This is a genomic window from Nonlabens sp. SCSIO 43208, from assembly GCF_050703575.1.
Classification (GTDB): domain Bacteria; phylum Bacteroidota; class Bacteroidia; order Flavobacteriales; family Flavobacteriaceae; genus Nonlabens; species Nonlabens tegetincola.
Genome location: NZ_CP065365.1, coordinates 2,057,172 through 2,073,761, shown reverse-complemented (window position 1 = coordinate 2,073,761; position 16,590 = coordinate 2,057,172). Strand labels below are relative to the sequence as shown.

The following is a 16,590-nucleotide window of genomic DNA, read 5'->3' as shown; positions in this document are numbered from 1 at the left end:
AATGTCTTCCGTTTTTGTTTTAAGAGATCATCCGGAATTAAAATTTATTCTTGATGCAAACCAGGTAAAAATCTTAGATGTTTCAGATCCGACAAGTTCTGGCTCTTACTTATACTCTGAAATTAGAAGTATAACACTTAATGAAAAAGAAACAAACTGGATGTTTTCTATTTTTAGTATGCTTATAGAAATTTGGACAGGATTAGGTAATGGCAAAATATATGAAACCAATGCAAATCTGACTCTAATAACGGACGATCAAAAAATAAAAATAGGATTGCAAGGCGCTGACCTAAAACAAGTGAATAAAACAATTGAATTTATAAATGAAAAAACTCATCTAGACAGTAAACTAATAACAAAATAACCTAGATTTAGGTGGTAAACGTAATGTTGTTTCATATCGGTGATATTCAAAAAAATTATTAAATGAGAATCTTAATATTAGTTATTGCATTTGCGGCCACAATTAGCTGCAAGCAAAAGGAAGAAATCACCTATACTGTTAAATGCTACACTGAAACTAAAAGCGATTCAAATTTGTCCAGTGATATTCTTATAAAAACCTGTGAGTTTAAGAACCATCTTTTTCGTGCTACCGGAATAGCAGATTATAAAGGAAGATATTCATACGATTACGAGATTCTAAGAATAAGACAAGCAGATACCACAGTTGTAAAAAACACTGAGTTTTTCAATCAAAATACCAAAAAGTTAGAACAATTGATAAATGAAAAACTTAAAACCAAGCATGAATTAGACTCCAAAATTCCTGAAATCGAGGAATGTATGAATTGGATTGATTTTAGATATTATAAATTGGACGAATTTGGAATTATGTTTCCTAATGAAAATCAAATAGAATTTAATATAGATTACAATATAGGTAGCGCCTGTTTTAATGTAAAAAAATCATCTGTAATCTTTGATATTTCGGATATAGGCATTTATTTACAGTAACCAAAGGTCTATTGTTCATACCATTGACTATGAATCTGCACTTTTATATCAGATTAGCCGATTGTTTTTTAAACTTCCTTACTATTTAAACCTGCACATTAACCTATTCAAATATTAGTAAAATGGCATTAGGACTTGGACACTTAATAGATTTAAATAGAAAATTAAAAAACAACAAACAGTTACTTTCTTCAAAAAAGTCCAAAGCCAGATTAAAAAATCGAATTGGTGGTCGTGGTAAGGATACAGGTAAGTACAAACAACAATCACCCAATATCTCTGATGCCGAATTAAATTTAATCAAATCTGATATTAAGAATAAAATAATAAAGGAAAATAGAAGAATCACGCTCCTTACTATTCTTTGTTTTATACTTTGTATCAGTGTAATATTACTTATCATATCCATTCTGTAAAATTGTTTGCTGCAATTTCATACTTCTATGTAAATGACATAAAAATGTATTCTTGGATACTTATTGAAATTAGAGATTTAGGTTGATATTCCGCTTTCGCGAAAGCGTACTGCATACATACAATTAAGAAGAACTGAGGTAAAATACAATTCTTTTTCACACCGTTTGGGTATATTTGAGAAAACAAAACACTAACCAAACCAACGACTACCGCACTATATAGAAGGCGAAGTATTCTGAGTAAACTCGCTATAACCTGTGCGTGTTGTAAAAACAATTGAGAAAAATGCGAGCTAAAATTATAATAATTACATTTTTAATAGGAATTTTTAGCGTTATGAACGCTCAAGAAAATGTGGATAGAAATGAAATGGTTGGATTTGCTTGTTACTTTGCTGGTCAACCTTCAAAAACGGTAGAAAAGTATACTCAAAAACTATATAACCAAAATTACAAGTGGATTTCTAAACGACTGAAATCTAAAAATAACGCGGAAAAATATATGTCGGTTATAATACTTGAAAGACTAACCGAGGTCAAAAAATACAAACTAAATGAAACTGAATTGAATTTGATTTCTGAAATAAAAAATTCTGATGAATTAGTTTCTGTTTGTTCTGGTTGTACATATTTTGAAAAAGTATCCCTAAAAGAACTTTTGGCTGATGATAAAAAGCTTTTTGCAAAGAATTGGCTCGACAGGAATATTAAGATGTAAGAAAAAAACGTTTTACCACAATATATAATCACTATTACAGCAGATTCTGACTGCGTCCGAATCCACTCGGAATTGCTAACAACTGTGCTAAACCGGAAATCATTAACTTTAAACCCGTAACTGACGGTTACACTAGACCGTTGTGCATCATATGACCATAAGAACGATTTATTACTTAGTATTTATAGGGATTGTACTTTCTAGCTGCGCTACAAAGATGTATTATTCTAGAAGTAATGCCTTAGCATCGAAAATAATACTCACAGACTCGAAATTTAGAATTATTGAAACTAATGGCAATGAGGTCGTGAAGCACAAAGGTATTTACCAATTAAATGACAGCACACTTACATTAATTTTTGATAAGGAATCATCGCTTCCAATAATCACATCTACGAAAAATATCACGATTAAATCCCAATCAGAAATCCCAGATCGTCAAAAAATGACTATTATCTCAGCAATTGATGATAACCCAGCTTGGCTTGCTGAAATTGTTTTGAAAGATGCTTCGAAAAAAATTATCAAAAAAATGAAACCAAATTTTGATGGTGAGGTAATTCTCGAAAATTTAGATAAAATTAGCGAAGTGGAGATATCTAGTCAAATAGATGCGCGAACAATGATATTTGATTTTCAAAAATATAAAAACCAGAACATTGAAATTAAGTTAGAACCCATAATATGGGGTGGCGAAACAGTAAGAGCTCCCTATTGTGGAATAGTTTACGCTACGCAACCAGTCATTGTCGCGAACATAGAACGAGACAAGGATACTCTGATCAAGATTTTAATCGACGAAAAAGTTTATTTAGCTGAAAGATAATATGATCTAGAACACGACCTATATGCAATAGCTTAGGCATTGCTCATCCGAAAATGCCTGCTATGTATATTCTAATTAAGTATCTTTGAGAAAACAAAACACTAACCAAACCAACGACTACCGCACTATATAGAAGGCGAAGTATTCTGAGTAAACTCGCTATAACCTGTGCGTGTGTGTTGTGCCTAGTTTGAGAAATGAAAATATTCCCTACCAAAGAACTGAATTTTAAGCTGATAGATGACCAAGCTGAAACGCTGAATCGACTGAATCGGAGAACGGATAAGTCTGAAAATCTGACTTCTCAACTTACCGACAAATCGTTTCGCGGAATAATAAACGGAAACGAATTTAAACTAATATCATCTGCAATCGGAAAAGGAGCTTTTTGCGTAATGATTGGAGCAATTGAAGTTGACAAAGGAAACGTGAAAGTTGAAATACATAAAGCCTTTCGGATTTTATTAAGTATTATTCTTTGCTTTCCAATTATTGCAATTTTAATAGCAATATTGATCGGAAAAGAAGAGCCAAATCCAATTTTTATTTTAGTAGTAATCGGACACATTTTAATAATTAGATATGCATTTATTGGTCTAGCTTTTAAATATTTATCGAGAGAAAGTCTGAATAGATTACGTGACGTACTTGACTTTGAATGGATAAAAAACTAGGCATAACAATATATAATCGCTATTACAGCAGATTCGACTGCGTCCGAATCCACTCGGAATTGCTAACAACTGTGCTAAAACGAAAAGTCTGCGTATTTTAACACGTAACTAACACTTATACTAGACTGTTGCTCATAATTATGAAAAATATCCTGCTAAAATTTTTAATTGGAATTTTAATTGCTAGTTGTATTGATAGATACGACAAAATAGAAAATAGTCAGTCCAATTATTTATATATAACCGATAGTAACAAAAATGATGAATTACGATATATCGACAAATGGAATAGCATCGAATTAGCTCACACTAACAATGAATACGGCGAATGGGGTGGCGATACAGAAATAATTAATATTTACTCTGATGGAAAGGTATATTATGCGAATTATGCTAAGTACCTGGGAGAACCTGGACCACCAGATCCTCCTAAAGAAGATGAAGAGGTAAAAGTCTGGTATGAATACAAGAAATTGAATAGAAAGATAGATAGTGTTGAATTAACAGCCAACCAATTACGATTGATTAAAGATGCCATTTATCATCTCACTCAAGAGAAAATTACAACTAGTTCGTTTGCTGCTCACGGTGGAATAGTAAATAGCGTAGTTTCAAAAGACTCAACTTTAATAATAGATAGTTATCCTTCTGATGAATGGAAACCTTTCCAGAAGTTGAAAAAGACAATAATCGAATAATACCTATGGCAACACTGGCTATACAAAATCACTCGGTTCCTGCTCATCCGAAAATTCCTGCGAAATTTTCTGTGGTTTGGGTATCGTTCAGAAAACAAAATACTAACCAAACCAACAGCTACCGTTCACTTTAGAAGTCCAAAAATGCTGTGTGAACTCACCATGACCTGTGTATGTTAGCTACTATTTGGGAATGGTTCGTATTTGGTGTATTTTTACATCAAAATATGTAATTATGTCAAGACAAAGTATTTCTTTTACAAAACCAAACGATGAATGGCTAAAAGCCCAAGTGGACAGTAAAGAATATTCTAGCAAAAGCGAATTAGTTAACGATTTAATTAGACAAGCCCGAAAACAGCAAATTCAAATTGATTGGATTCGAGCTAAAATTGAAAATGCTGAAAATAGCGGATTTACGAATGATAGTAAAGAAAGTATTTTAGCTCAATCGAAGTCTTTGTTAAATGGCTAAATACAAACTGACGAATGAAGCGAAAAATGACTTGATTCGGATTCACCATTACGGAGTTAAAAAATTCGGAATGATCCAAGCAGATAAATATTTTGAGTCTTTTTTTGAATATTTTGATATTATCGCTGAACGTCCTTTTTCCTTTGAATCTGTAGACTATATTAAAAAAGGATATAGACGTTGCGTATGTGGAGTTGATAGTATTTTCTATAAAGTCAATAACAATATTGTGGAAATAGTGACTATAGTTGGAAGACAAGATTTGAATGAAAAATTTTAATGGGAATTTAAAAACTATTGTCCTCAAAGAAATGAGGTGAAAAACAACTCTTTTTTCACGGTTTGGGTATATTTGAGAAAACCAAACACTAACCAAACCAACGACTACCCTGCACTATAGAACTGAGTGAACTGGCCATGAGTTGAGCGTGTTACCTGCAAGCTTTAAAAACTAATGAAAATAACATTAACCTTTTTATTTATAATTATATTTAATACTGCAAATGCTCAGCTCAAATTTGAGGAGTTAAAGCAAAAAATATCTGCCTTCGAAACAGTTCAAGAATTTGACAGTTTAATAACCTCGAAATATATTAAAGAGAGGAATGCGTTTTTAGTTTACTATGAGTTCAAAAGACCAGTAGATAGCGGATACCAACAAAATCGAATAACTATAGATGATTATATTAAAATAAACTTCCTTAGCAAAAACGGAAAGCTAATGTTTGGTTGGATTTCGAAATTTGACTCTTATAACGAAAAGATAAAACACACAGAAGAAATTAAACCTGCGGAAAACAAAATTAAATCATACATCAAAATACATAATTCACTTTATAATTCTCAACTAACTGAAAAGGAATTAAAAACTCAAATATTAGCGGAATATGTAGTAGGCTTTGGTTGCGGTTATAGTGGAAGTTCAATTTCAGATGAATCTTCAAAAATGATGAAATATGTTAAGCGAAAAGACATTGAGAGTTTGAATAAATGGTTAACCGCATTTTCACCAGAACTTCAAGCTTTAGGTACAATTGGTCTTATACAACTTGGGGAAATAAATGAAACGCAAAGTCAAATAATTGAGCGATTGAAAACAAGAAATACAACTATTTCAAATTGTATGGGATGCACGTATTCATATGATACTGAATTTAATAAGTTGATTGAAATATATAGCGAGTAAGCCAGCAGGTAACACCGGCTATACACAATTGCTCGGTTTTTGCTCATCCGAAAATTTTTACTATGATTTTTTCTAATTAAGTATATTTGAGAAAACTAAATACTAACCAAACCAACAGCTACCCTACACTATGGAACTGAGTGAACTGGCCATAACCTGAGCGTGTTACCTGCAAGCTGAGACAAACATTACGAATGAACAGATTGATTATCATATTCACAATTTTATTACTTGTTTCTTGTAATGGAAAACAAGAAAAAGATAAATTGAATGACCAATCGAAAACAACGGTTGTTTCTGAACAAATTACAGAACAAAAAACCGAAAGTTCAGAGGATGACATAAAGTCTCAATCAAAATCGAATGCTGATTATTCACTACAAGCCGAATTATTTGCGAGCTCAGTTCTGAAAGAAAATCTGCGAACTCATAAAATTGATATAACCAACCCAAATAGTCCAACTCATACGGACATATTTGAGAATACTGGCTTAATTAAAATTGACGCCTACTCGAATAAAAACTATCCGCAAAAAACAGAACCTTATAGATACGAACACTTCACTCTTTTTGTTGCAACTTATGGTCACGAAATTAATGCCCTGAAAAGTTTTGCATTAATAAAAATGGCTTCAGAAAGAGAGCCTGCCGAATATCTTTTATCAAACAAAAAATTTGCAAAAAAAGTTGAGGCAGTTAAGGTTGGAACCAAACCTGGCGGAATGATTATTCAAAAAGGCAAACAGATTTTTAGTTTGGTTGAAACATGTCGGAGTACGCCTATTAATGGAACTTGGGTTGATTACGAAAATAAACTCATTAATTATTTAGCTGATGAAGAAAACGAAGAGTTCCAAATTCTGAACAGCGATTGCGGAGATAGTTTCTATAAAATTGAGACAAGAAAAGCCAGTAGGTAACACTGGCTATACGCAATTGCTCAGTCTTCACTCCTACTTTATTAGTAAGGAATTCAATATCTTTGAGAAAACAAAATACTAACCAAACAAACAGCTACCGTACACTTTAGAATACAACGCTTTCTGCGTGAACTCGCCATAACCTGAGCGTGTTAACTATAATATTGAACAAACATTTCGAATGAAAAGAATAATTACTATTTATGTAATAATGATAACCTTATTAAGTCTATTCGGTTGTAAAGTTAAAAATGAAAACGACCCTTATTGGCAATTCAATAAAGCTGAACATTTTCGACCTAAACTGAATAAAGGAGAATTTTACAAATTAAGCGGTTATGATTTTGGATGGTTTGCTCTTGAACCAATGTCAAAATTTGTAAAGGATAAAGAACACGAAATCGAAAGAGGTAAATCATTGTCTTATGGACAAAAAGCACTCTATTATTGGTGGTATTTAGATGCCCAAGTAACAAATGGTGGATTTGTTCAATTCTACTATAATGGTTATGGACCATATGTTCCAACAATAATAAAAGGATTAGAACACATTGGTGATACAGAAATGTCTAATCTGGTTAAAAAGGCAGATAAAATCTATCAAAAGAATAAAAAGTTAATGGACAATGCTCAAGAAAGTGATTTGTTCGAAAGCGGCCTCTACGACAGACTCGATGAGATGTCTTTACTTGATGACGACTACTATGAAATGAATGAAAAGACGATGTCTTTAATTGAAGCTTACATTCGTAACAACCCCAACGAATTTTGCCTAGATGAAGATGGGAAAGAATTTGATATCAACTTTACTGGACTTTGCACGACCTTGTATGATAACAAAAAAATCAAAGAAGAGTTTCAGCTTGAAAAAGGTGTAATAAATGGAAAATTCAAATCCTTTTATGAAAACGGTAGACCTAAAGAAATAATACATTATCTAAATGGTGAACATACGGGAGAGCTGAAAGAATTTTATGAAAATGGAAAATTAAAATATAAAGTAACTAAAGAACCATTAAAAAATATTTTCATACACGAATGGTTCTATGAAAATGGAAATCCAAAAAAACTCGAATCAAAACTAATAGATAAAAATGAAAGAATTGGCGAATACAAAGAATGGTTTGAAAATGGGCAACTCGCAGAAACAGGAACATACAAATCAGGTTATGAACGTGAAGGAAAATGGTTAGAATATTATGAAAATGGAAACCAAAAAGTTGATGCCGAATTTATAAATGGAGATTATAGACTTAAAAACCATTGGAATGAAAAAGGAGAACATACTTTAATAAATGGAACTGGCTATAGTGAGTTTTATGCTAAACCATTTTTTGAAGATGATGTACCTGAATTCTATTATCGTGAATACAAAAATTATGTAGCTCACGGTGTTTGGAAAGAACTCAAAAACGATACTCTTCAGAGACTTGTTAATTATCAAAACGGAAATCGTCACGGCATTATGGAGACTTTTTACGATAATGGAAAAATTGAAAAACGCACTATCTATGAAAATGGAGAATTAATTTCAGAAGAAAAGTTCTCTAAATTTAAGAACCCAAGAGTCAAAACGAATATTGTTTCCTATTTATGTAAAGGATGCTATGAGGAAAATGAAGATTATCAACTACCAGATAATGAGCCAAAACCAATAAATCATCTTGAATTGGCAAAGTACTTTAAAGTAGAAGTGTCAATATTTGATGAATATGGAGACGACAAAATTATATCATACGGTTATTATGTATTTGTAAATGAAAAAGGTAGTGTAGATAAAATAACTTTTGCAATTGCAGATAATATGTGGTTAGATGAAGAAGTAAAAGGAAGTATGTCAAAATTGAAGTTTGAACCAGCCTTGAAAGATGGAAAACCAATTAAAAGTATACATTACGTTCGATATAGATTAAAACTAACTGAATAAATCACAAAAGGTTTAAGTATAAATTTCATGTTTTAATCGTTTCTCAAAAACACGTAAATTTATATGAACCATTGCTGGACGATACCTACGGACATTAAGCAACCGTCTGAACAAAATAAGAATATGGGAATATTTGACATATTTAAAAGAGACAGAGAAAAAATTGATTGTAATTCGATGAAGGATTCTTCTGACTTGTATCCGCAAAATTCAATATCGATAGTTATGGTTCAAACCGACTCTGGAAAACCTGCAACTGGATGGGTTGACTTGGCTTATGTAGATTACAAATACAAAAAATGCTGTCCGTTTAATTTGCAATTCAATATCGAGATTTCTGATAATCAAGCTGAATCAGAAGAATTGGACTTTGGAACTATTGAAGACTACTTTATAAACGAATTGAAAAAAGGATGTATTACTCATCCTGTTGCGAGAGTTGCAACGGACTTTGGATTCATAATGGATATCTATATTGATAATGCCGAATTTGCATCACAAAAAATAGCTGAAATGTATGAAAACCCGAATAAACTAGTTGAATTTGGATGTGGGTTTAATAAAGACTCAAAATGGAAAGAGTACAATCGAATAACTAAATTGACAAAATAAAAGCTGTTGCTAACACTGGCTATACAAAATCACTCAGTTCCTGCTCATCCGAAAATTCCTGAGGAATTTTCTGTGGTTTTGGTATCTTTGAAAAAACCAAACACTAACCAAACCAACGACTACCGTACATTATAGAGAGCGAAGGATTCTGCGTGCGCTCGACGTATAAATGTTCCATAACCAACATAAAAAATGAAAATGAAAAAAAAACTGTTATTGATTTTATTATTAGTTTACTCAAGTTCAATTATACATGCTCAAAATGAAGAGAAGCGCTTGCAAATTAAGAAAACTATTCAAGCCTCGTATAGCACAAAAAGAACTGCTGAGATGCCTCGAGATTCTGCCTTTACAAATGATTTTCTTGAAAGATATGACATCTATGGTGACGACGAAAAAATAATCGAGTATGGTCAATATGACGGAAAAGGAACTATTTATGAAATATCAAAAATTCAAAAAAATGAAAATGGTAAACCTGTAAAAGGTCTAACCTTTGATTCAAAAGGTAACTTAAAAAAATATTATACAACGGTGATAGATTCAACGGGAAATGTCATAGAATTTAACAGCTATAATTCTAAGGACGAATTAGTATATATTCAATTAAACGAATATGACGCCGACGGAAATGTAACTAAAAGAATAAGCAAAAATCCTAATTCTGACAAAGTATATAAAACTGAATTAATTTATAATTCAGTTAATGAAGTAATAAAGCAAGTTAATTATAATTCCGATGGAACTGTAAAAGACACTAGAACTTATAAATACGACCATAATGGAAATGAAATAGAATCCGAATTAGAAAGAGCAAATGGCGACTATACTAAATTTGTGTCTGAGTATGACAACATGAATAATTTATTGGTTCAAAACTGGTACGATAAAGAAGGAATTAAAAAACATCAAACTTCTTTTATTTATGTTTATGACAATCAAGACAACTGGATTACTAAAAAGCGATTTTCCAATGGAGAATTAAGTTATGTTTGGGAAAGAAAAATTGAATATAAAATGTAACCTTTTATAATAGCGCATCTTAGGTTTTTTTATTCATTGAATTTTTGAAATTCGAATCATTAGGTATTCCTAATTTCACTAAATAGAGCTTGTTTTCTCAGTCCTCTCTCCTACCGTATTATTTATGATTTGGGTATCTTTGAGAAAACAAAACACTAACCAAACCAACGACTACCGGACACTTTAAAAGGCCAAAAATGCTGTGTGAACTCGCCATAACCTGTGCGTGTTGTGGTGAATTTAAGAGAAACATTGTGAATTTAAACAAAGTCCTTTTTCTACCGATTTTATTTTTGCTGTTTAACTGTAATCAGAAACAAGAAAAAACTGAAAACAGAATCCACTCTGAATCTGAATTGAAAACTCAATCGGAATCGGAAACTCGAAATTATGAGAAATATGTTTCTGAATTTGCTCTGAATTTCACACCAAAAGGCACATCTGCTTTGGACTCAATTCCCGAAAACATCATTAAAGGATTTAGAGAATTGAGAACTATCGACAAAAGTGCTCATGAAAAATATTTGACTCTAATTTTCACCAAACTTTATGCAGAACATTTACAATGTTGTCATCAGTCATATATCATTGAACATTTCCCAGCAGATAAAACGGAATATGATTTTGATAAACTGACTATGGTAAATGAATTTGCTTTTATGTCAAATTATCTAGATAATGAAAAGTTGCCTGAAATTTGGACTTCAGGAATTATCGAAAAATGGTTGGCTGAAAATCCAGAGTTGTTGGAATTTGAACCAATTGGAAAATATAATCAATTCATCAAAACAGCTTCTGAAAAAATTAAAAATGGTGATTATTGGAACAATTAAGGATAAAAAACTACTACCAACAATGAACTAAGCTAAAAAACCAAACGTTTTTTCGATTAATTTCTAGCCTAATTTGGATCATAACATAATCCTGGTTTCACTATAAAAAAACTCATTTTCTCAATCCTCACTCTTACTAAATTTTTATTCGTTTAAGTATCTTTGAGAAAACAAAACACTAACCAAACCAACTACTACCGTACACTTTAGAACTGAGTGATCTCGCCATAAGCTGGTCGTGTTGCCGTAAATTTAGAAATGAAATTCTGGAATACTGAAAATAGAATTGAACCTAAAAAGGAATTTTACTCAAAAATTAAAGAGTACTTCATTGGCATTTCAAACAGTCAAGTTCCGACTGATTTGCTTAATGAAATAATATTGATAGTAACGGATCAAATTTATAGTGATTACGAACGATTTTGGAAACAGTATCCTAAATCAAGGAAAAGGTACTCAACGTTGAAAATAGACGATATTAAACATCCATTCATACATTTTATGGTTTCTAATTTCCTTAACGAAAAGGCAATTTCAAAATCAAGAGAATATTCAAAAATTTTGTTCAGTATGAATGATGAAGAATATGACAAACACTTAGATTATAAAGAATGGTATGAAACCAAATAAATATTAAATACCGACATCATCAAACATATCCGAAACCGTATACTAGAAATTTGTACAGAGGCTAAAAGAGTAAAGAGCTTATACCTATCTGATTCAACTTTTGATAAAATGACTGTGATAAGAATTCTATAATTTATTCACAAAATCTGAATTCAACTCATCAGAATATGAAGAGATTATCAATCAACTTTTAAAAAAGCGGAAAAAACTAAGTGCCACAAAGAAGAAGGTAAAAAAAGCAACTCATTCTAGCGCTTTTTTAATGGATGGAAATTTTGAAAATCCATTCACAATATCATCCTGATTTCACTATTGAATATGCTTGTTATGGCAGTTCATTACACATCAACATAAAAGCTAATTTTCGGCACCTTTTTTTGAGACTGACGGTTGTGGCATGATGACTAGGTTTTCAGATCTTTTTGGCTTGTTAAAATGGTCTCTTGATGCACTGTATAATAATTGGGTGTTTTTCTGTTTACGCTTTCGCGAAAGCGTGATCAACACGTACCAATCGCATAACGACTGTAAATCTAATTTAAGAGCTCTTATTCATTTAGGGCAAATTGGATCGTCTAGCATTTCTTCTATTAATTCGTTTCTGTTTTTTTAGTAAAAAATATTTACGACGTTTTTCACTAATAGATAAGTCATCATGGTCCCGACTTAATAAATCTTTAAGCTCCTGATCCTCGGTTATAATTTGGCGGCTTTTTTGAGCATTGGATAAATTGTCAACATGATACCTCACTCCTAGCGATAAAGTGAAAAAGCTAGCAGTTTCAAAATTTTCAATGAGATTAGGTGAAGCTTTTATATCATAAAAACCTTGTTCAAAACTAGGTGAAAGTACCATGGAAAACGAGTCTGCAAAATGATACTCTAGCGCCGAACGAAATTTGAGTAAGGAGCCTGAGTCTCTAAAAACTCCATTACCTTGTTCGGGAGATTGTCGATTTCTAAATTGGGTGTAACCATAACCTACATCTACTCCAACTCTAAACTTGTTGTGAAGAACAAACTCATAACCGGCAAAAAAATAGGCATTAAAACGATGCGACCTGTCATAAGTTCCTGTGCCTAAAGGATTATCATTTTTGAAGTAATCAAAGTTCAAGGCTCCGCCTAGATACACGTTTTTATACGGATAAAACTGTAATCCTGTTCCAAATCCCAGCCTACCTGTAAAATTGGACCCAACAAAGGAATCACCTGTAGGAATGGGCTGTTGTAAGTACCAGTCAAAAGCAAATATTCTGCGACCTGATTCCTCGCTGGTGGAATCATTTAATACAGGATCATTATCTTGTTCCTGAGCTGTGGATTGATTAAAAACTCCTAGAACTAACAAACAAGTGATAAAAAAACTTCTAGTAATTGATAACATAGGTTTGTGTATTTGCATCAATTTGAATAGTGCTTGTTGTGGTACTGGTACCATTAAAAATGCTTACTTCCATTTGTGATGGAGCTAGTGTGGTTACAGGAGCTTGTTGCGGATTCTCAGAAGCTGGAACTCCAATAAATTGAGGATTACACTCAAAGTTCTCTATAGAATTGGGTAATTGAAACGTTCCATTTTCATAAAGTAACGGACAGTCCATCGATTCTGCTACAATTTGTATGTCAAGATCGTTATTCACTCCTGTAGAACTTTGAAAAACTAAAATCACATCGAGTTCTTCCTTAATAGGAACTTCTGGAATAAGTAATTCTAAATTTGTAAATGATTTTTTATTAATGCGATAATCTTGTAAAGGTTGGTCATCTCTATATACGGTTAGATAAAAAAGAGAATTAGTTGCTGACAAGGCTGTCATTTGAATTTTTCCCTCATCATCTGTAAAAGCTCTTCCTAAAATGAAATCACGATCTGGCTCAGAAAACTTTGCGTTGTCCCTAGAAAACAACCTGTTTATGATACGATAATTGGACAGTACCACTTCTACATCGGTTGCTCTGGAACCATCAGGTTCCATAATAGTAGCTTCTAAATATAATCGCGTATCGTTTTCTAAACGAGGTGTACACGCTACTATCACCATTAAAAAACTACAAAGGAAAAGATTTTTCATACAGTCGGTTTTACTTGAGATGTAAAATAATCAAAAAGGTTGCGTGATAGGCGAGTAAAACAAAAAACCCGATGTTACAACATCGGGTTTTTTATATATAAAATGTAAGAATTAAGCCATTGCTTTTGCAACGCTTGCGCTTAATCTTTTATAAACACCACCTTCTAAACGGTCACGAATAGCAGAGAATGCGTCTAATGTCTCATTGATATCATCCATAGTATGTGAAGCTGTAGGAATCAATCTTAATAGGATTAATCCTTTAGGAATAACTGGATAAACTACAATTGAACAGAAAATACCAAAGTTTTCTCTAAGATCTTTAACGAGAGCCATTGCTTCTGGTATACTTCCTTTAAGGTATACAGGTGTTACACAAGATTGTGTAGTTCCTATATCAAAACCTCTTTCTTTAAGACCACCTTGAAGAGCATTTACATTTTCCCAAAGCTTGTTTTTAAGTTCAGGCATAGAACGCAGCATATCTAATCGCTTCAATGCTCCTTTAACTAATTGCATTTGCAGAGATTTGGCAAACATTTGCGATCTTAAATTGTATTTTAAGTAATCAATAATTTCTTGATCTGCCGCTATAAAAGCACCAGTACTAGCCATTGATTTTGCAAAGGTCGCAAAGTAAACATCGATCTGATCTTGTACTCCTTGTTCTTCACCAGCTCCAGCACCTGTGGCACCAAGAGTTCCAAATCCATGAGCATCATCTACAAAGAGTCTGAAGTTGTATTTTTCTTTAAGTGCAACAATTTCTTTCAATTTACCTTGCTCACCACGCATTCCAAAAACACCTTCTGAAATTACGAGTATACCACCGCCAGTTTGTTCAGCGATTTTGGTAGCTCGTTGTAAATTCTTTTCAATAGATTCAATGTCATTGTGCTTATAAGTAAAACGTTTACCGTGGTGCAATCTCACACCATCGATAATACATGCATGAGCATCTACATCATAAACGATTACGTCATCTTTAGAAACAAGCGCATCAACTGTAGAAACCATACCTTGATACCCAAAGTTCAATAAATATGCAGCTTCTTTATTAACAAATTCTGCTAGCTCGTTTTGAAGTTGTTCATGTAAATCAGTATGACCACTCATCATACGAGCACCCATAGGATAGGCACTACCGTATTCTGCGGCAGCTTCTGCATCTACTTTTCTTACATCAGGATGATTGGCAAGACCTAGGTAGTCGTTTACACTCCATGTAATAACTTCTCTACCATTAAACTGCATGCGATTTGCAATAGGTCCTTCTAATTTAGGAAACACAAAGTAACCTTCGGCTACACTTGCCCATTTTCCTAGTGGTCCTTTATCCTTGTAAATTTTCTCAAATAAATCCTTCATAAAACCGATTTCTAATCGGCAAATATACGATATACTGCAAAACTTAACGGATATTGCGCTCTTACAGCGACGTTAAATTATCAATAATTGTTGATAACAGTCGGATATCCAGTAACTTTTAAGAATAGAAATGTAGGTATCAAAAAATCATATTTGATACTCTAAGAAAATACAAGTAATTTAAGGTAAGGTAACTACTTATTTAACGTACTCAATGTGTTGCTGAGTAGCTGTTGATACCGAATCAAAGAACCCTTGCTCTTCCATCCACTTATCGTTGTATATTTTACTCATATAACGAGATCCATGATCTGGAAAAATAACTACTACAACTGCATCTTTATCAAAAACTCCTTGAGCAGCTAATTGCTTTGTAGCTTGCATGGCTGCACCACTAGTATAACCTACAAATAATCCTTCATGCTGCGATATAAAACGAGCCATGTGAGCAGCGTCTTCATCTTTTACTTTGGTAAAGCTGTCTATAGCATCAAAATCTGTTGCTGTAGGGATTAAGTTTTTACCGAGTCCTTCTATTCGGTATGGGTAAATCTCGTTTTTATCAAACTCTTGAGTCTCGTGGTACTTTTTAAGAACACTACCATAGGCATCAACTCCCAAAATTTGAACATCTGGATTTTGTTCTTTTAAAAATCGAGCTGTTCCTGATATAGTTCCTCCTGTACCACTACAAGCTACAAGGTGTGTGATTTTACCTGCTGTTTGTTTCCAAATTTCAGGACCTGTGCTGTTGTAGTGAGCGTCTATATTAAGTTCATTGAAGTATTGATTAATGTAGATGCTGTCTTTAATTTCCTCGTGTAAACGCTTTGCTACTTGATAATAACTGCGTTCATCATCGGCACTTACATGTGCTGGACATACATAAACTTTGGCACCCATAGATTTAAGCATGTCAATCTTATCGGCACTTGATTTTGAACTTACAGCCAGAATACAGTCATACCCTTTTATACGACTTACCATAGCAATACTGAAACCCGTGTTACCACTTGTAGTTTCTATAATTGTATCGCCTGGTTTTAAGATTCCTTTTCGCTCTGCTTCTTCTATGATATGTAAAGCAATTCTATCTTTTGAAGAGTGTCCTGGATTGAAAGCCTCTACTTTTGCATAAAAATTACCTGAATATGGGGCTACTTTTTCTGAAAGCTTAATAAGTGGTGTTTCTCCTATGAGTTGCAACACATTATCGTAGGCTTGTATATCTTGGTTCATATATAGGGTT

21 protein-coding genes are annotated in these 16,590 nt (G+C 32.8%); 16 read left to right on the top strand and 5 right to left on the bottom strand.

Annotated elements, in window-relative coordinates; genetic code table 11:
* Window position 1 precedes the first annotated feature (1 nt).
* From I5168_RS09520 to I5168_RS09510, 3 genes are all read left to right on the top strand, one after another.
* On the top strand, window positions 2-367 hold the full coding sequence (locus I5168_RS09520; protein ID WP_431471604.1) for a hypothetical protein: 366 nt from the start codon (window positions 2-4) through the stop codon (window positions 365-367).
* A gap of 62 nt (window positions 368-429) precedes the next feature.
* Window positions 430-960, top strand: coding sequence for a hypothetical protein (locus I5168_RS09515; protein ID WP_431471603.1), 531 nt, complete (start codon window positions 430-432; stop codon window positions 958-960).
* A 122-nt stretch (window positions 961-1,082) separates the two neighbouring features.
* Window positions 1,083-1,376: a hypothetical protein gene (locus I5168_RS09510; protein ID WP_431471602.1), complete on the top strand. Its 294-nt coding sequence runs from the start codon at window positions 1,083-1,085 to the stop codon at window positions 1,374-1,376.
* A gap of 25 nt (window positions 1,377-1,401) precedes the next feature.
* Here the strand turns inward: I5168_RS09510 and I5168_RS09505 are convergent, their stop codons facing one another.
* Complete coding sequence (locus I5168_RS09505) at window positions 1,402-1,536, bottom strand: hypothetical protein (RefSeq protein WP_258150524.1); 135 nt, start codon at window positions 1,534-1,536, stop codon at window positions 1,402-1,404.
* 126 nt (window positions 1,537-1,662) lie between these two features.
* Here I5168_RS09505 and I5168_RS09500 point away from each other — a divergent pair, with 126 nt between their 5' ends.
* The 13 genes from I5168_RS09500 to I5168_RS09440 all read left to right on the top strand — a co-directional run bounded on the left by I5168_RS09500 (window position 1,663) and on the right by I5168_RS09440 (window position 11,898).
* Window positions 1,663-2,094 carry a hypothetical protein gene (locus tag I5168_RS09500; protein WP_105019111.1) on the top strand — a complete coding sequence of 144 codons (432 nt, stop codon included), beginning with the start codon at window positions 1,663-1,665 and terminating at the stop codon, window positions 2,092-2,094.
* Window positions 2,095-2,311: 217 nt separating this feature from the next.
* Window positions 2,312-2,920: a hypothetical protein gene (locus tag I5168_RS09495; protein ID WP_431471601.1), complete on the top strand. Its 609-nt coding sequence runs from the start codon at window positions 2,312-2,314 to the stop codon at window positions 2,918-2,920.
* Window positions 2,921-3,117: 197 nt separating this feature from the next.
* Window positions 3,118-3,594, top strand: a complete 477-nt coding sequence (locus I5168_RS09490) for a hypothetical protein (RefSeq protein WP_431471600.1) — start codon at window positions 3,118-3,120, stop codon at window positions 3,592-3,594.
* 140 nt (window positions 3,595-3,734) lie between these two features.
* The gene (locus tag I5168_RS09485) at window positions 3,735-4,292 is read left to right on the top strand and encodes a hypothetical protein (RefSeq protein ID WP_431471599.1); all 558 of its coding nucleotides are present in this window, start codon (window positions 3,735-3,737) and stop codon (window positions 4,290-4,292) included.
* Between the two features lie 235 nt (window positions 4,293-4,527).
* On the top strand, window positions 4,528-4,767 hold the full coding sequence (locus I5168_RS09480; RefSeq protein WP_431471598.1) for a ribbon-helix-helix domain-containing protein: 240 nt from the start codon (window positions 4,528-4,530) through the stop codon (window positions 4,765-4,767).
* Window positions 4,760-5,047 (top strand): type II toxin-antitoxin system RelE/ParE family toxin, encoded by a 288-nt coding sequence (locus I5168_RS09475; protein ID WP_431471597.1) that lies wholly within the window; start codon window positions 4,760-4,762, stop codon window positions 5,045-5,047. Before I5168_RS09480 ends, I5168_RS09475 begins: the two co-directional genes overlap by 8 nt.
* A 174-nt stretch (window positions 5,048-5,221) precedes the next feature.
* Window positions 5,222-5,953, top strand: coding sequence for a hypothetical protein (locus I5168_RS09470; protein ID WP_431471596.1), 732 nt, complete (start codon window positions 5,222-5,224; stop codon window positions 5,951-5,953).
* A gap of 194 nt (window positions 5,954-6,147) precedes the next feature.
* Entirely contained in the window at window positions 6,148-6,873 is a 726-nt protein-coding gene (locus I5168_RS09465; protein ID WP_431471595.1) for a hypothetical protein, read from the top strand.
* 211 nt (window positions 6,874-7,084) lie between these two features.
* Entirely contained in the window at window positions 7,085-8,800 is a 1,716-nt protein-coding gene (locus tag I5168_RS09460) for a DMP19 family protein (RefSeq protein WP_431471594.1), read from the top strand.
* Between the two features lie 123 nt (window positions 8,801-8,923).
* Window positions 8,924-9,412, top strand: a complete 489-nt coding sequence (locus I5168_RS09455) for a hypothetical protein (RefSeq protein WP_431471593.1) — start codon at window positions 8,924-8,926, stop codon at window positions 9,410-9,412.
* Between the two features lie 198 nt (window positions 9,413-9,610).
* The gene (locus tag I5168_RS09450; RefSeq protein ID WP_431471592.1) at window positions 9,611-10,435 is read left to right on the top strand and encodes a hypothetical protein; all 825 of its coding nucleotides are present in this window, start codon (window positions 9,611-9,613) and stop codon (window positions 10,433-10,435) included.
* Between the two features lie 254 nt (window positions 10,436-10,689).
* Window positions 10,690-11,268 carry a hypothetical protein gene (locus tag I5168_RS09445; protein ID WP_431471591.1) on the top strand — a complete coding sequence of 193 codons (579 nt, stop codon included), beginning with the start codon at window positions 10,690-10,692 and terminating at the stop codon, window positions 11,266-11,268.
* Window positions 11,269-11,526: 258 nt separating this feature from the next.
* Window positions 11,527-11,898, top strand: a complete 372-nt coding sequence (locus I5168_RS09440) for a hypothetical protein (protein WP_431471590.1) — start codon at window positions 11,527-11,529, stop codon at window positions 11,896-11,898.
* Between the two features lie 556 nt (window positions 11,899-12,454).
* On the opposite strand, the gene I5168_RS09435 is transcribed toward I5168_RS09440, so the two are convergent.
* The 4 genes from I5168_RS09435 to I5168_RS09420 all read right to left on the bottom strand — a co-directional run bounded on the left by I5168_RS09435 (window position 12,455) and on the right by I5168_RS09420 (window position 16,580).
* Window positions 12,455-13,285, bottom strand: coding sequence for a hypothetical protein (locus I5168_RS09435; RefSeq protein ID WP_431471589.1), 831 nt, complete (start codon window positions 13,283-13,285; stop codon window positions 12,455-12,457).
* The gene (locus I5168_RS09430) at window positions 13,269-13,973 is read right to left on the bottom strand and encodes a hypothetical protein (RefSeq protein WP_431471588.1); all 705 of its coding nucleotides are present in this window, start codon (window positions 13,971-13,973) and stop codon (window positions 13,269-13,271) included. The genes I5168_RS09435 and I5168_RS09430 overlap by 17 nt, the downstream gene beginning before the upstream one ends.
* A 111-nt stretch (window positions 13,974-14,084) precedes the next feature.
* Complete coding sequence (locus I5168_RS09425) at window positions 14,085-15,341, bottom strand: aminotransferase class I/II-fold pyridoxal phosphate-dependent enzyme (RefSeq protein WP_060522405.1); 1,257 nt, start codon at window positions 15,339-15,341, stop codon at window positions 14,085-14,087.
* 198 nt (window positions 15,342-15,539) lie between these two features.
* A complete protein-coding gene (locus I5168_RS09420) occupies window positions 15,540-16,580 on the bottom strand; it encodes a PLP-dependent cysteine synthase family protein (protein ID WP_167342084.1) in 1,041 nt (346 codons plus the stop codon).
* Window positions 16,581-16,590: the final 10 nt, after the last annotated feature.

Excerpts from the sequence above, each read along its gene's own strand:
- I5168_RS09475 (WP_431471597.1), top strand. The coding sequence starts at position 4,760 with ATGGCTAAATACAAACTGACGAATGAAGCGAAAAATGACTTGATTCGG.
- I5168_RS09435 (WP_431471589.1), bottom strand. The coding sequence starts at position 13,285 with ATGTTATCAATTACTAGAAGTTTTTTTATCACTTGTTTGTTAGTTCTA.
- I5168_RS09455 (WP_431471593.1), top strand. The coding sequence starts at position 8,924 with ATGGGAATATTTGACATATTTAAAAGAGACAGAGAAAAAATTGATTGT.
- I5168_RS09465 (WP_431471595.1), top strand. The coding sequence starts at position 6,148 with ATGAACAGATTGATTATCATATTCACAATTTTATTACTTGTTTCTTGT.
- I5168_RS09500 (WP_105019111.1), top strand. The coding sequence starts at position 1,663 with ATGCGAGCTAAAATTATAATAATTACATTTTTAATAGGAATTTTTAGC.
- I5168_RS09425 (WP_060522405.1), bottom strand. The coding sequence starts at position 15,341 with ATGAAGGATTTATTTGAGAAAATTTACAAGGATAAAGGACCACTAGGA.
- I5168_RS09450 (WP_431471592.1), top strand. The coding sequence starts at position 9,611 with ATGAAAAAAAAACTGTTATTGATTTTATTATTAGTTTACTCAAGTTCA.
- I5168_RS09460 (WP_431471594.1), top strand. The coding sequence starts at position 7,085 with ATGATAACCTTATTAAGTCTATTCGGTTGTAAAGTTAAAAATGAAAAC.
- I5168_RS09515 (WP_431471603.1), top strand. The coding sequence starts at position 430 with ATGAGAATCTTAATATTAGTTATTGCATTTGCGGCCACAATTAGCTGC.
- I5168_RS09485 (WP_431471599.1), top strand. The coding sequence starts at position 3,735 with ATGAAAAATATCCTGCTAAAATTTTTAATTGGAATTTTAATTGCTAGT.
- I5168_RS09480 (WP_431471598.1), top strand. The coding sequence starts at position 4,528 with ATGTCAAGACAAAGTATTTCTTTTACAAAACCAAACGATGAATGGCTA.
- I5168_RS09430 (WP_431471588.1), bottom strand. The coding sequence starts at position 13,973 with ATGAAAAATCTTTTCCTTTGTAGTTTTTTAATGGTGATAGTAGCGTGT.
- I5168_RS09490 (WP_431471600.1), top strand. The coding sequence starts at position 3,118 with ATGAAAATATTCCCTACCAAAGAACTGAATTTTAAGCTGATAGATGAC.
- I5168_RS09520 (WP_431471604.1), top strand. The coding sequence starts at position 2 with ATGTCTTCCGTTTTTGTTTTAAGAGATCATCCGGAATTAAAATTTATT.
- I5168_RS09470 (WP_431471596.1), top strand. The coding sequence starts at position 5,222 with ATGAAAATAACATTAACCTTTTTATTTATAATTATATTTAATACTGCA.
- I5168_RS09440 (WP_431471590.1), top strand. The coding sequence starts at position 11,527 with ATGAAATTCTGGAATACTGAAAATAGAATTGAACCTAAAAAGGAATTT.
- I5168_RS09495 (WP_431471601.1), top strand. The coding sequence starts at position 2,312 with ATGTATTATTCTAGAAGTAATGCCTTAGCATCGAAAATAATACTCACA.
- I5168_RS09420 (WP_167342084.1), bottom strand. The coding sequence starts at position 16,580 with ATGAACCAAGATATACAAGCCTACGATAATGTGTTGCAACTCATAGGA.
- I5168_RS09510 (WP_431471602.1), top strand. The coding sequence starts at position 1,083 with ATGGCATTAGGACTTGGACACTTAATAGATTTAAATAGAAAATTAAAA.